The organism is Frankia sp. Allo2, from assembly GCF_000733325.1.
Classification (GTDB): domain Bacteria; phylum Actinomycetota; class Actinomycetes; order Frankiales; family Frankiaceae; genus Frankia; species Frankia casuarinae.
This window is the reverse complement of record NZ_JPHT01000003.1, coordinates 174,573-187,847: the sequence shown is the minus strand read 5'-3', so window position 1 is coordinate 187,847 and position 13,275 is coordinate 174,573. Positions and strand designations below refer to the sequence as shown.

Sequence of the window (13,275 nt, the reverse complement as noted above, 5' to 3'; positions counted from 1 at the left end):
GCCGTGATTCCCCGGGGGGACTACCGCTTGGTGAACACCACGGCGACGCCGTCGGTATTGCCGATCCCCGCGGCCCCGATACTCCCGTTGACGCCGTGCCCGTTGAACTGGATGGCTCTGGCGACCCCCGGAATCCCCACATCCGTTGTGATCTTGTAGCCGGCGCCAGGCAGGGTCTGCCGGTAGAAGGTGGCCACCCGGTCGCTGGACACCCCGCCCAGTGTCACCGTCGACGTCTTCCCGGTGGTCGTACCGACCTTCACGGTGGCCCCGGGCGGCACCGGGAAATCGGGGGGGACATTCGTGCCACGCAGGGCATCCGCGCCGCTGACGGCGTCGATCCTTCCCACCCCCGGCAGCGAGGTCGGCAGCGCGGTGGGCAGCCCGCTCGGCAGCGCGGTGGGCAGCGACGTCGGCAGGGTCGGTGTGCTGACGGAGGGCGGCACGCTGATGTCGTCGGACCCCCCGCAACCGGCGGTCAGCGCGACCATTCCCGCGAGGACCAGCCCCGGAAGCAGCGTCATGGTTCGGCCGGACCGGATCCCTCGGCGTGGTTCGTCGAGGGTGAGGTTCTCCCGCACGGCTGGTCCTCCCGCTCGGTCCGACCGGCGGAACGGGGGTCCCGCGGGCGGACGGTAGATCATCACTGTGGATCTGTCCAGGTGTCTGATTCCCGGATCTTTCGGATCCATGCCGTCGACCTTAGTCGCGGACGGTGCACGCCGCGTGGCGGTGTCGGCTCGGCGTCATTGCCCGCGTGGGATGGCCCGCGTGAGTGGGGGTGGCCCGCGTGGGGATGCGTCGGCGCGTCGCCACCCGGGGGAGCACACCTGAGCTTCACGTTGGGTCGGGGGCCGGGGTCGCGCGTCGGGGCGGTCGAGCGGCGCGCCGGTACCAACAATTACCTTCCGTAGTCACAAGAGGGGGATGGGCCGCATGGGGGTGACGATTACACGGGGTGTTGGTGCCACTGCTTCCAGCTTCCGCCGTTCCGCGGCCGACGGTGGATCCCCTCGTAGGCGGAGCTCCCTTCCTTGCTGCCGGAATTCCGATTCGGTCCGTTCTGTTACCTTTTTTATCACTGTAAGTGAGTATGCTGGTGCGATACGAGTTTCGGTGTGTCCCGTCTCAGTGGGTCGTGATCGGCGCCCGATGCCTGTACGTTCCTTAAGCGTGGCGGTCACCAACAACGCGGTGATCGGTGTGGCCCTGGGCTACATCGAGGCAAATCCGGACGAAGTGGACCTCATGCGGTCCTTGGTCGTGCTGGCTCTGCACGGGCCATCCATCACAGCCCGTAGCACGATGCCGGCCCATGTCACGTGCCGAGCCGCGATCGTGTCCCCGGACTGGCGGGTGCTGGAGATCCTGGAGCCGTCCACCGCGGTCTGGCGGATGCCCGGCGGTCATGTCGATGCCGACGACTCCTCGCTGCTCGGCGCCGCGCTCGGGCTCGCTGCGCGCCGGGCCGGTGTCGAGGCCGACGCGGTGATCCCGGGCGGGATCCTCCCGTTCGACGTGGAGGTCAGAATCGTCGACGCCGCGCCGATCCTCGGCGAACCCGAGCACGTGCACTACGACATGACCTATCTCTTCCACGTCGAGGACCGCAGCCTCGCGGTGCGGGAGAGCGCCACGACGCAGGTTCGGTGGGTGGCGCCCGAGCGGATTTCCGGCCAGCTGGGCGCGAAGCTGACCAGGGCGTCCCAGCAGGCCGGGCTGGTGCGCTGACCGGACCCGTGCGGGCCTGATCCGCTGGGGTGCCGGGCAACCCCGGGCCAGCAGGACGGGTCAGCAGGACGGGTCGGGGAGCCNGGTCTCGGCCCAGAGGGAGAGAGCCGCGACCGTGTCCGCGAGGTCCGCTCCCTTCGCGGTCAGGTGGTACTCGGTCCGCGCGGGCGTGTCCGGGACGACGGTGCGTCTGACCATCCCTTCGGCTTCGAGTTCCCTCAGCCGTACGGAACAGAGCCGGTCGGACAGGTTGGGCACCGCCGTCGTGATCTCGGAGAACCGGGTTGCGCCGGCCAGCATCGCGCGTACGATGGCCCCGGTCCAGCGCCGCCCGATGGTCTCGACGGCATGGTGGTAGCGCGGGCAGAACGAGGACAGCTCCACCCTGATCAGCCTATGCTTGCCCGCCATTAGCCGGCCCGATCCGGTGATAGCGGCTTACCTTTCGTCAGCTCATGACGTCGTGGGGNGAGGAGCCCGGTTCGCGGCCGCCCCCGGCCCGATGCGCCGTCTGGTGCTCCGGTCAGCCGCTGAAGCGGGCAACCGCGCGCATCTTGTTCATTGCGTCCAGGGCCGCGACCTTGTAGGACTCGGCGAGCGTCGGATAGTTGAAGACGCTGTCGACAAGGTAGTCGATGGTGCCACCGCAGCCCATCACGGTCTGTCCGATGTGGACGAGTTCGGTGGCTCCCGTACCGAAGACGTGCACCCCGAGAAGGCGCCGGTCGTCCGGGCTGACCAGTAGCTTCAGCATCCCGTACGAGTCACCGAGGATGGCTCCGCGGGCCAGCTCCCGGTACCGGGCGATGCCCACCTCGAACGGGATGGCCTGCTCGGTCAGTTCGTCCTCGGTGCTGCCAACATAGGAGATCTCCGGGATCGTGTAGATCCCGATCGGCATCAGCTCGGCCCGCATGGCGTTGACGTCCTCGCCGCAGGCGGCGTACGCCGCAAGGCGTCCCTGTTCCATCGACGTCGCCGCGAGAGCGGGGAATCCGATCACGTCGCCGACCGCGTAGATGTGATCGACCTCTGTGCGGAAGTCCGAGCCGACCTTGATCCGGCCGCGGTTGTCCGCGGAGAGGCCGGCCGCCGGAAGATTGAGGATGTCGGTGAGCCCCTGCCGCCCGGCCGAATACATCACCGTGTCCGCCGGGAGCTTCTTCCCGCTCTCGAGCAGGGTGAGGGTACCGCCGTTGTGGCGTTCCACGGAGACGACCGACTCGCGGAAACGGAAGGTCACCGCAAGATCGCGGAGCTGATACTTCAACGCCTCGACGATTTCGAGGTCGCAGAAGTCGAGCATCCGGTCACGGCGCTCGACGACGGTCACCTTCGTGCCGAGCGCGGCGAACATCGAGGCGTATTCGATACCGATCACACCGGCGCCGACGACGACCATCGACCGGGGCAGTTTCTCCAGGGCCAGGATCTGGTCGCTGTCGACGACGGTCCGTCCGTCGAAGTCGACCGTGTCCGGCCGCGCCGGGCGGGTTCCCGTGGCGATGATGATTCTTTCCGCCTGGATCCGGCGGTCCTCGGTGTCCTCGCCGCCCGCCCGCACGTTCACGGTGTGCGGATCGACGAAGCTGGCCAGGCCCGTCAGCAGGGTGACGTGGTTACGGCTGAGCTGGTTGCGAATCACGTCGATCTCGCGGCTGATGACATGTCTGGTCCGCGCCGAGAGGTCACCGACGGTGATGTCATCCTTTACCCGGTAGCTCGACCCATACAGCTCACGCTGTGACATGCCGGTCAGATAAAGGACCGCTTCTCGCAGCGTCTTGGACGGGATCGTGCCAGTGTTGATGCTGACACCGCCGATCATTTCCCGCTTGTCGACGATCGCGACCCGTCGGCCGAGCTTGGCCGCTGCGATCGCGGCCTTCTGCCCGCCCGGCCCGGATCCGATGACGAGGACGTCGTAGTCGAACATCGTCACATCCCCCGCAATCTATCGGTCTCCGGTGAACCCGAGGCTATCCGGCCGGACGGGTCGGATCGGCATGTTGGCCGTGCTTGTTACGTCCATTTCTTCTGGGAAATTTCTCGGGAGTCGCTTTACCTGCGGGTTATCACTTGAGGTAGGTGTCGCGAACCCGTCCGTGATGGCCGAGGCGTGCCGCCACGTCCGCCATATGTGCCGGTGTGGTTCCGGCTGAGAGCTTTTCGAGTCCAGCTGGTGGGAACCCGTCGAGGAGTCGCGACGCCAGGCCGCCGGGCCCCGCCGCCGGGCCGTCGTGCCGGGCCGTCGTGCCGGCAGGTGAAATTGGGGCACCCGCCACCCGTAACCAACCCGCCGCCGACCCGTTAAACCTCTAGCGGGGGTCGTGGAGGCTGTCTGGGGGGTCTTCCACGGCCCCCGCCGCGCCGTCGGGCGCCGCTGTCGGGTTGCGCCGTCGGGACGGAACACCTCCGTGGGTCACGGAGGTGCCCGGGAGACGCGACGGTCGGGAGCGGCCGCCCGACGAGCTTCGGCTACGGGTGGGTCATCGACAGCACGTCGAGCGCGGCGTCGAGCTGTGCCTCGGTGAGTTGGCCCGCCGCAACGTAACCGCGCTCGAGAACGACCTCGCGAATGGTCTTCTCCTCGGCGAGCGAGATCTTGGCGACCTTCGCGGCCTCCTCGTAGCCGATGTACTTGTTCAGCGGCGTCACGATGGAGGGGGAGGACTCGGCGTAGCGGCGGCAGCGTTCGACGTCGGCGACGATGCCGTCGATGCAACGGTCGGCGAACAGTCGGCTGATCGTCGACAGGATGTGGATCGACTCCAGCAGGTTACGTGCGATCACCGGCAGCATGACATTGAGCTCGAAGTTCCCGGCTGATCCGCCGAACGCGACCGCCGCGTCGTTGCCGACGACCTGGGCGACGACCTGACAGACCGCCTCGGGAAGGACCGGATTGACCTTGCCGGGCATGATCGAGGATCCGGGCTGGAGGTCGGGCAGCCGGATCTCGCCGAGCCCGGCTCGCGGGCCGGACGAGGCCCAGCGCAGGTCGTTAGCGATCTTGTAGAGCGAGAGGGCGATCACCCGCAGCACGCCGGACGCCTCGACGAGGCCGTCCCGGGAGGCCTGCGCCTCGAAGTGGTTGCGTGCCTCGGTCAGGGGAAGACCGGTGCTGGCGGACAGTTCCTCAATCACCGCGGCGGAGAAGCCGGGCGGGGTGTTGATGCCGGTCCCGACGGCTGTCCCACCGAGCGGCAGCTCTCCGATCCGGGGCAGTGCCACCTGCAGGCGCTCGACGCCGAGCCGGACCGCGGCGGCGTACCCGCCGAACTCCTGGCCGAGCGTCACGGGGGTCGCGTCCATCAGATGGGTCCGGCCGGACTTCACGACGTCGGCGAACTCGGTCTCCTTGCGACCGAGCGCGGTGGCAAGGTGCTCCAGGGCCGGGATCAGGTCCCCGACGATGCCCTGGGTGGCGGCGATGTGGATCGATGAGGGAAAGACGTCGTTCGAGGACTGCGAGGCGTTGACGTGGTCGTTCGGGTGAACCGGGCGGCCGAGGCGCTCGGAGGCGAGCGAGGCCAGCACCTCGTTGGTGTTCATGTTGGACGAGGTGCCGCTGCCGGTCTGGAAGACGTCCAAGGGGAACTGGTCGTCCCAGTCACCACGGGCCACCTCCGTGGCCGCGTCGACGATCGCCTCGGCGATGTCCGCGTCGAGCACGTCCAGCTTGGCGTTCACCGTCGCGGCAGCGGCCTTGATCCGGGCGAGCGCCGCGATGTGCGCGCGGGAGATCCGCTGGCCGGAGACGGGAAAGTTCTCCACCGCCCGCTGTGTCTGGGCCCGCCACCGGGCCGTGACCGGTACCCGGACGTCACCCATGCTGTCGTGCTCGATGCGGTATTCCTGCTCGCTCATGCGCCCGTTCTCCCGATGCTCGTCGCCCGTGCCCTGTACCGCACGTGCCCTGTACCGCATACTGGGGCCGCGTCCCGGCGAGATGCCGCCTGGACGCGGCCCCAGGGCCGACCTTAGGACATGTCGGGACCCCTGCTATAGGGGGCCGTTCGGGGTCTCCGTCACCTTGCCTTCGGCGAGGTTCCTGAGGGGAACGTCGGGGCTTCGGCGCAATGCGGGGAAGGGTGGCTCCGACGAGTCTGGTGTGAGGGGCGGTCCGGGCTCAGCCGGCGGCGCGCTCGCGGGTACGCATCTCCCGGCGAAGCTCCGGCGGCAACGCGAAGAGAAGGTGCTCGTCCGCGGACGTGACCTCCTCCACATCGGTGAAGCCCCGCTCGGCGAGCCAGGCCATCACGCCGGTGACGAGTTCCTCCGGCACCGATGCGCCACTGGTGACCCCGACGGTCTCGACACCATCGAACCAGCTCAGGTCCACCTCGGTGGAGTCGTCCACGAGGTAGGCGGCCGGGGCGCCGGCGTCGAGCGCGACCTCGACCAACCGGACCGAGTTCGAGGAGTTCCGCGAGCCGACGACGATGACCAGGTCGACCGCGCCGGCGATCTCCTTGACGGCGACCTGGCGGTTCTGCGTGGCGTAGCAGATGTCGTCGCTCGGTGGACCCTGCAGATGCGGGAAGCGCTCGCGCAGCGCGTCAACCGTCGTCATCGTCTCGTCGACGGACAGTGTGGTCTGGGAGAGGAAAGCCACCCGCTCCGGATCGCGGACCTTCACNCCGGCGGCGTCCTCGGGCCCGTCCACGAGGTGGATGCGGTCCGGAGCCTGCCCGGTGGTGCCGACGACCTCCTCGTGGCCCTCGTGGCCGATGAGGAGGATGTCGTAGTCCTCACGGGCGAACCGCCTGGCTTCAGAATGCACCTTGGTGACCAGAGGGCACGTGGCGTCGATTGTGCGGAGCTCGCGCACCGCCGCCTCTTCGTGCACCGTTGGTGCCACTCCGTGGGCTGAAAACACGACGGTGGCGCCGTGCGGCACCTCGTCGGTTTCGTCCACGAAGATCGCGCCCTTGGCCTCCAGCGTCTTCACGACATGAAGGTTGTGAACGATTTGTTTGCGTACGTAGACCGGTGAACCGTACAGCTCTAGTGCTTTCTCCACGGTCACGACGGCTCGATCGACACCAGCGCAGTAGCCGCGCGGTTTGGCAAGAAGGACCCGGCCCATGGGTGGGAGTCTACGCGGCGGCGGGCGGCCGGGAAGTCGGCTAGGCGATGCATCACCCGATGGCGACATCGTCCGGTCCGGCCGTGGGGAGGGCCGCCGACCGTTGTGGGGTGAGGCTGTGGGGTGAGGCTGTGGGGCGTGGTTGTGGGGCGTGGTTGTGGGCGAGGTTACGGTGCCCGGGTGGCACTGACATCGTCCCCGGAACAGCCGCTGCCGGTCCGCAGCGTGTCGCGCGCGCTGGGAGACTGGATCAACCGGCTGGGGCGGGTGTGGGTCGAGGGGCAGGNGACCGGGATCGTTCGCCGTCCCGGGATGGGAACGGTCTTCCTCACCCTGCGGGACCCGGTCGCCGACGTGTCCCTGCGGGTCACCTGCCCGCGCGCGGTGTGCGACGCGGTGGGGCCGGCGCTCGTCGACGGGGCCCGCGTCGTGGTGTGGGGCAAGCCGTCGTTCCACCCCGGCCGAGGCACGCTGGCCCTTGCGGTTGTTGAGATTCGCCCGCTCGGCGCCGGTGCGCTGCTGGCCCGGCTCGAACAGCTCAAGGCCACGCTGGCGGCCGAGGGGCTGTTCGCCGCGTCCCGTAAGCGGCGTCCTCCGTTCCTCCCGGCGGCCGTCGGTCTGATCACCGGGCGGGCCAGCGCGGCGGAGCGGGACGTGGTCGAGAACGCGCGCCGTCGCTGGCCGGCGGTGCGCATCGTGTTACGAGAGGTGGCCGTCCAGGGGCCTCTCGCGGTCGCCCAGGTCATCGACGCGCTGCGGGAACTCGACGCGCGCGCCGAGGTGGAAGTGATCGTCATCGCTCGTGGCGGCGGGTCGCTGGAGGATCTGCTGCCCTTCTCCGACGAGGCGCTGCTGCGGGCTGTCGTGGCCGCGTGTACCCCGGTGGTGTCGGCAATCGGACACGAGCAGGACACCCCTTTGCTCGATTTCGTCGCCGACGTCCGCGCCTCCACGCCGACGGACGCGGCGAAGAGGGTGGTGCCGGACGTCGGTGAGCAGGCGATCGCGGTCGCCCAGCTGCGGGCCCGGGCCCGGCGGGTCGTCGAGCACCGACTCGACCGGGAGGAACGTTGGCTGGCGGACACCCGGGGACGCCCCGTGCTCGCAACGCCCACGCGCGACGTGGACCGCAGAGCGGACGACGTGTCGGCGCTCCTCGCCCGTTCGCGCCGCTGCGTCCGCCACGTGATAGATGTGACCGGGAACGATCTGGCCGCCACCCGCGCCCGGATGCGCGCGCTGTCGCCGGCGGCGACCCTCGACCGCGGGTACGCCGTGGTGCAGCGCACCGTGGATGGTGCGGTTGTGCGCGGACCTGCCGAGGTTGCGGCCGGGGACGGGCTCGCCATCCGGGTGGCGGGCGGAACGCTGCGCGCGACGGTCGTGGACGGCTGAGCAGGCCCGGCGGCCCGGTCGGCTGGAGGGGCCGCTCGCTCAGGAGATCAGGAGACGTCCAGGAGATCAGGAGACGCTCAGGAGAGTGGAGTCGCCGCGGCCAGTCGAGCGCGGGCGCCGTCGAGCAGTGCCTGACAGGTCTTGGCGAGCCCCTCGCCCCGTTCCCAGAGGATCAGTGACTCCTCCAAACTCNCCCCGCCGGCCTCCAGCCGGCGGACGACCTCCTCGAGTTCGGCCCGCGCGACCTCGTAGGTGACCGGTGGGGCCGGGACGCCCGGCGGGAGGACATCGGCGGAGCCCGATGTGTGACCGGTAGGGCCGTCGTTGAATGCTTCGGGCATGGCCACCTCCGTGCCGCCTCCACAACCCTCTATCTTCCACAATCCTCTATAACGATGTCCGCTCAATCCGTGACCGCGCGGTTTCGGGTCGGTCCCGACCCGGCATCCACCGTTGGGCGACCCGGCGGCTAGGAGGCGCCGGCGTGGCGATTTCCCCTCCGCCTGACCAACATGATATCCAACAAGGAACAATCATGGCTGAACCCGGCCGGTCCGGTGGAGATCCATAGTACAAGGTCACTGCATGGCGTTTCAGGCCGGTCGCGGTCCGAGACGGACCAGACCGGCCTGGCACACCGGCCGTTACCCGTAGGACATCCAGTCCGGAGGTAGCAATGCCCGCGCTACGCCCGACGCCTCGTCGCAGACCTCTCGGCGACCTCGCCCGAGAGCACGCTCCGCCTTCGGTTGCCGCCGTGGGCGCCGTGCCGAGGGGTGGGATGATCGGGACGCGGGTTGGCGGCGCCCACCTCGGATGGCGGATGCCGGCGACGGGCCCGCTGCTACGTCGGGCGGCCGGGCTGGTCATCGGCATGGCGATTCTCATCCCCGCCGCCACCGCTCTGGAGGGTGGGGGCCAGCCACCGGCCGCAACGGCCGTCGCGCCCGCACGGCCTCCCGTCATCGCGGCCGCCGTCCAGCGCTGACCGGGTTCGCGCTGACCGGGCGGCTTGCATCGACCGGGCGGCTTGCATCGACCGGGCCCGTACCGGCGGCCCGATCAGTTCGTGGCGGCGGGAACGACCGGTCGCAGTGACGCGGCGAGGGTGACCAGATCGGCCTGATTCGCCCCGCCTTTGCCGCCTCCGTCATCCACGATCACGGTGACGTCGCCGTCGGTTCGGGTGAGCGCGAGATGCCCATCGCCGTCCCGGCGCTGCTGCCAGGCGACGCCTTCCACATCGACCGTGCCGTTGGCCGGTCGGTTCCCCAGGATCCGCTGGACCGCGGTGGGAGCGTTGCTCTCGACGAAGCGGGCGAACGTCCGATGGTCGGGCCGATCGACGACGTAGCCGATCGTCGCCTCGGCGGGACCACCATCGCCACCACCGGTGGGCAGCGTCAGGCGGATGGAGGTCGGCTTCCAGGAGGAGGGCAGGCCAGCCGGCCCGAGCGGGGAGTAGGGCGCCTGGCGGGCGAACGCCGCCATCGGCTCACTCGTCGCGACGACCTTGACCGCGGGCTCGTCGCCTCCGCGGGGCATGACGAAGACGACNAAGAGCAGGACNCNCGCCATGACCACGGCGAGAGAGAGCGCCATGTCTCTGATCGTTTCCTGACCGCGTCGTCGTGCCACGTCCCCATCTTCCAGGTCCGAACCCCCGAATGGGCACCCGGACCACGTCTGGGCGGCTCGCGGGGGTGGTGGTGTGTTCAGACTCTCGCCCGGCTGGAGGGCCTTATCGGGGAGTGCGGGGCGAGAAACCGGCCAGATCGGGGCCTGCCGGGCAGCCGTCACGCCCCCTCCGCGTGACGGCTGCCCGATGCTCCGTTGGACGCGCGCACCGGGTTGAAGGTTGCGTGCCTCTTCGGCGGATTCGAGATGTCGTGTCGACGACAGGCCGGATTTGCCGGACGGCCGCGGGCGCACCTTCGCGGCGGGATAGGGNCATGGAGGTATATTCGGCGTCACTCCGGGCCTAGTTCGGGCGCCGACGGGGCTCCCGAACTAGGCTCGGGGCCGTGTCTTCCACTGCTGAATCCTCCGCCTCCAGGCCTTCCGACGCCTCGTCCGTGCCCGACACGCTGGCCGTGCAAGGGCAGGCTCCGGATCGCAACCTCGCGCTCGAACTCGTCCGGGTAACCGAGGCAGCCGCGCTCGCCGCGGCGCGCTGGGTCGGCCGTGGCGACAAGAACGGCGCGGACGGGGCCGCCGTCGACGCGATGCGTCGACTGGTCGGCACCGTCTCGATGCGCGGGGTCGTCGTGATCGGCGAGGGGGAGAAGGACGAGGCCCCCATGCTGTTCAACGGCGAGGTGGTCGGTTCGGGCGAGGGCCCCGAATGCGACGTCGCCGTGGATCCCGTGGACGGTACGACGCTGACCTCTAAGGGGATGAATAACGCCATCTCGGTCATGGCGGTCAGCGAGCGTGGCTCGATGTACGACGCGAGCGCGTGTTTCTACATGGAGAAGCTGGTCACCGGCCCGGAGGCGGCCGGGGNGGTGGATATCGCGGCCTCGGTGGAGGACAACATCCGCGCCGTGGCGAAGGCCAAGGAGATCCTCCCGCGGGACGTCACCGTGGTGGTCTTGGACCGGCCCCGGCACAGCCAACTGGTCGAGCAGATCAGGGCGGCCGGCGCCCGGGTTAAGCTGATCTCCGACGGCGACGTCGCCGGAGCGGTGATGGCTGCCTCGGCGGACACCGGCGTGGACCTGCTGCTGGGGATCGGCGGCACTCCCGAGGGGATCATCACGGCCTGCGCCGTGACCTGCCTGGGTGGAGTGATCCAGGGCCGGCTGTGGCCGCGGGACGACGCGGAGTATCGCAAGGTTGCCGACCTCGGGGGCGACCCGGCCCGGGTACTGTCCACCCGGGACCTCGTCGACAGTGACAACGTCTTCTTCGTGGCGACCGGCATCACGGACGGCGAACTGCTCGCCGGGGTGCGGTACCGGCCGGGCGGGGCAAACACGTCCTCGCTGGTGATGCGGTCACGCTCGGGCACCATCCGCCGGGTGGACAGCCAGCATCAGCTCACCAAGCTGCAGGCGTACTCCACCGTTCCGTTCTGAGCCGCCGCTGTCCCGTTCTGAGCCGCCGCTGTCCCGGTCGCAGCTTCGATCCAAGTCGCCGGTCCGGTCGGAGTTCCGTACAGTTTCCATGCTGTTCCTGGTCCGTTCCGACTCCGATCTGGTCGGGAGGTGGTCGCATGGTGCACTACCCGCGACCGTCCGTCCCCGCGAGGGTGTTCGCGCGCCTCGACCCCCCGGGACCGCACGGCAGCGCCGCGGAGGTCCGGACGCTGGTGGGTGCGGCACGCAGGTTCCTGCGCCATCCACGGCCCCCCGTTCTGCTTGGTTGCGTGGGGGCGCTTGCCGTCCTGCGGGTGGTCCGAGGCCCGTGGCGGATCCGGGACACCGGCGTCGCGGTGGCCGCCGTGGCGGCGCAGCCCTTCGTCGAGTGGAGTGTGCACCGGATACTGCTCCACGCCCGGCCGGGCGGTCGGCTGGGATCGATCGGTTACCAACTTGCCGGATACGGGCACGAGCAGCATCATCGCGATCCGACCAACCTCGACACGATGTTCCTGCGCCCCCGCGAGGTGATCAGCGGAACCGTCGCCGTCGCGGCGCCTGCGTTGCTCGGGCCGCCATGGGCGGCGACCGGCGCGCTCTGCCTCGGGATGGGTGCGCTCGTCTACGACTGGACGCATTTCCTCATCCATACCCGGGTCCCCCCGCGCACGGCCTACTACCGGCGGCTGTGGCGAGGGCATCGTCTGCACCACTACCGCAACGAGCGGTACTGGCTCGGGGNGACCAGTCCGCTCGGTGATCTGGCCCTGCGCACCGATCCGCCGCGGGACGCCGTGGCACTCTCGCCGACCGCCCGCGGGCGGGGTACCACCGCAGCCAGCCGTCCTGCCGCCACCCCGTCTGCTCAGTTTGTTCGGACTGCTCAGTTTGTTCGGACTGCTCAGTGCTCCGGCAGGGCCGGTGATGGCCAGCTGAGGTCGGGGGATGCGAGGCCGCCCGGGTCCCCGGTGCCGGTCACCGGGCCAGGATCGGGCTGACCGAGCCTGGGGGTGAAAAGACCAGGCGGGCGGGCCGCGCGCCGAAGCCGATGGGTGTGGGTCCGTGGCACCGTGGGAGGCGGCGCGGGCCGCCCGACGCCTTCCAACCACGCGCGAAGCCGGCTGTCGGGTGTGTTCGCCTCGACGGTCAACCGGGCGAGGGCGAAGCGGTCGTCGGCGGGATGCGAGAGGACGTCGCGTACCGCGCAGGCCGAACTGTAGCCGGCCGAGATCACAAGCTGGCGTACGGACAGGTCGTATCCGCCGAGGGGGTAGGCGAACGTGCGAGGTTCGTCCCCGGTCGCCACGGCCAGCCGGCGACGCGACAGCGTCAGTTCGGCGATCACGTCGGTCCGCGCCAGTTCGTCCAGCCGCCGTCCGGTGTGACCGGACCCGCCGATTTCTATCCCGAGACCCCGTATTCGATGCAGGTCGGTCCGGTTGAAATAGCCCGGATCACCGACCCGTGAACTGGTCACGAATACCGTCGCCGTCAGACCCGTCTCGGCCAGTCGGCGGAGAGCCTTCAAGGTTTCCACGCCGCCGTCGTCGAAGGTGATGATGACCGGGTTGGCCGGCGCGGTGGCCGCGCGCAGGGACGCGGCATATTTCGACACGGTGAGCGCCTGCCGGCCGGAGGCGGCGATGAGGGCGCAGTGCCGCATGAAGGTCGTGAAGGGGATTAGCCGACGTCGCGGGCCGCGTGGCGGCTGCGTGTCGAGAGACCGGTAGCGCAACATCGGGATCATCGGCGTTCGTCCCGCTGAGCAGGGACTGGCGGTCACCGGGGCCCGACCGGCTCACCAACGGACGGGACGTGCTCGCCGGAGAAAGCGTGAGACGTGCACGACAAGCGGGCCTCCCTACGTCCGCCGCCTCCGGGGATGCGGCACCCGATATGCCAGTGGAAGTGCACCTGAACGGTGGGTGCGTGATGCGGCATGGAATCTAGCACGAGCTGTGGCAATAGGTTCCG

13 protein-coding genes are annotated in these 13,275 nt (G+C 69.5%); 5 read left to right on the top strand and 8 right to left on the bottom strand.

Annotated features, from left to right (window positions below; translation table 11 throughout):
• Positions 1-20: 20 nt before the first annotated feature.
• Entirely contained in the window at positions 21-524 is a 504-nt protein-coding gene (locus tag ALLO2_RS04435) for a hypothetical protein (protein WP_330218921.1), read from the bottom strand.
• A 649-nt stretch (positions 525-1,173) separates the two neighbouring features.
• On the opposite strand from ALLO2_RS04435, the gene ALLO2_RS04430 reads away from it, so the two are divergent.
• Entirely contained in the window at positions 1,174-1,731 is a 558-nt protein-coding gene (locus ALLO2_RS04430; RefSeq protein ID WP_232234875.1) for an NUDIX hydrolase, read from the top strand.
• 60 nt (positions 1,732-1,791) lie between these two features.
• Here the strand turns inward: ALLO2_RS04430 and ALLO2_RS04425 are convergent, their stop codons facing one another.
• From ALLO2_RS04425 to ALLO2_RS04410, 4 genes are all read right to left on the bottom strand, one after another.
• Complete coding sequence (locus ALLO2_RS04425; protein WP_035729889.1) at positions 1,792-2,142, bottom strand: helix-turn-helix domain-containing protein; 351 nt, start codon at positions 2,140-2,142, stop codon at positions 1,792-1,794.
• Between the two features lie 112 nt (positions 2,143-2,254).
• On the bottom strand, positions 2,255-3,667 hold the full coding sequence (gene sthA, locus ALLO2_RS04420) for a Si-specific NAD(P)(+) transhydrogenase (RefSeq protein ID WP_011438257.1): 1,413 nt from the start codon (positions 3,665-3,667) through the stop codon (positions 2,255-2,257).
• Between the two features lie 542 nt (positions 3,668-4,209).
• Positions 4,210-5,601 carry a class II fumarate hydratase gene (locus tag ALLO2_RS04415; RefSeq protein ID WP_011438256.1) on the bottom strand — a complete coding sequence of 464 codons (1,392 nt, stop codon included), beginning with the start codon at positions 5,599-5,601 and terminating at the stop codon, positions 4,210-4,212.
• A 262-nt stretch (positions 5,602-5,863) separates the two neighbouring features.
• On the bottom strand, positions 5,864-6,823 hold the full coding sequence (locus ALLO2_RS04410; RefSeq protein WP_035729888.1) for a 4-hydroxy-3-methylbut-2-enyl diphosphate reductase: 960 nt from the start codon (positions 6,821-6,823) through the stop codon (positions 5,864-5,866).
• 180 nt (positions 6,824-7,003) lie between these two features.
• Between ALLO2_RS04410 and xseA the strand changes: the two genes are divergently transcribed.
• Positions 7,004-8,218 carry an exodeoxyribonuclease VII large subunit gene (xseA, locus tag ALLO2_RS04405; protein ID WP_035729886.1) on the top strand — a complete coding sequence of 405 codons (1,215 nt, stop codon included), beginning with the start codon at positions 7,004-7,006 and terminating at the stop codon, positions 8,216-8,218.
• Positions 8,219-8,295: 77 nt separating this feature from the next.
• Here the strand turns inward: xseA and ALLO2_RS04400 are convergent, their stop codons facing one another.
• Positions 8,296-8,565: an exodeoxyribonuclease VII small subunit gene (locus ALLO2_RS04400; protein WP_035729884.1), complete on the bottom strand. Its 270-nt coding sequence runs from the start codon at positions 8,563-8,565 to the stop codon at positions 8,296-8,298.
• A 329-nt stretch (positions 8,566-8,894) separates the two neighbouring features.
• Between ALLO2_RS04400 and ALLO2_RS23090 the strand changes: the two genes are divergently transcribed.
• Positions 8,895-9,206: a hypothetical protein gene (locus ALLO2_RS23090; protein WP_011438252.1), complete on the top strand. Its 312-nt coding sequence runs from the start codon at positions 8,895-8,897 to the stop codon at positions 9,204-9,206.
• A 74-nt stretch (positions 9,207-9,280) separates the two neighbouring features.
• Here the strand turns inward: ALLO2_RS23090 and ALLO2_RS04390 are convergent, their stop codons facing one another.
• Positions 9,281-9,856, bottom strand: coding sequence for a DUF4245 domain-containing protein (locus ALLO2_RS04390; protein WP_198030941.1), 576 nt, complete (start codon positions 9,854-9,856; stop codon positions 9,281-9,283).
• Between the two features lie 437 nt (positions 9,857-10,293).
• On the opposite strand from ALLO2_RS04390, the gene glpX reads away from it, so the two are divergent.
• Positions 10,294-11,298: a class II fructose-bisphosphatase gene (gene glpX, locus ALLO2_RS04385; protein WP_035729881.1), complete on the top strand. Its 1,005-nt coding sequence runs from the start codon at positions 10,294-10,296 to the stop codon at positions 11,296-11,298.
• Positions 11,299-11,435: 137 nt separating this feature from the next.
• On the top strand, positions 11,436-12,299 hold the full coding sequence (locus ALLO2_RS04380; protein ID WP_035729880.1) for a sterol desaturase family protein: 864 nt from the start codon (positions 11,436-11,438) through the stop codon (positions 12,297-12,299).
• Here ALLO2_RS04380 and ALLO2_RS04375 read toward each other — a convergent pair.
• On the bottom strand, positions 12,203-13,048 hold the full coding sequence (locus ALLO2_RS04375; protein ID WP_011438248.1) for a polysaccharide deacetylase family protein: 846 nt from the start codon (positions 13,046-13,048) through the stop codon (positions 12,203-12,205). The two genes, ALLO2_RS04380 and ALLO2_RS04375, sit on opposite strands and share 97 nt — an antisense overlap.
• Positions 13,049-13,275 lie beyond the last annotated feature (227 nt).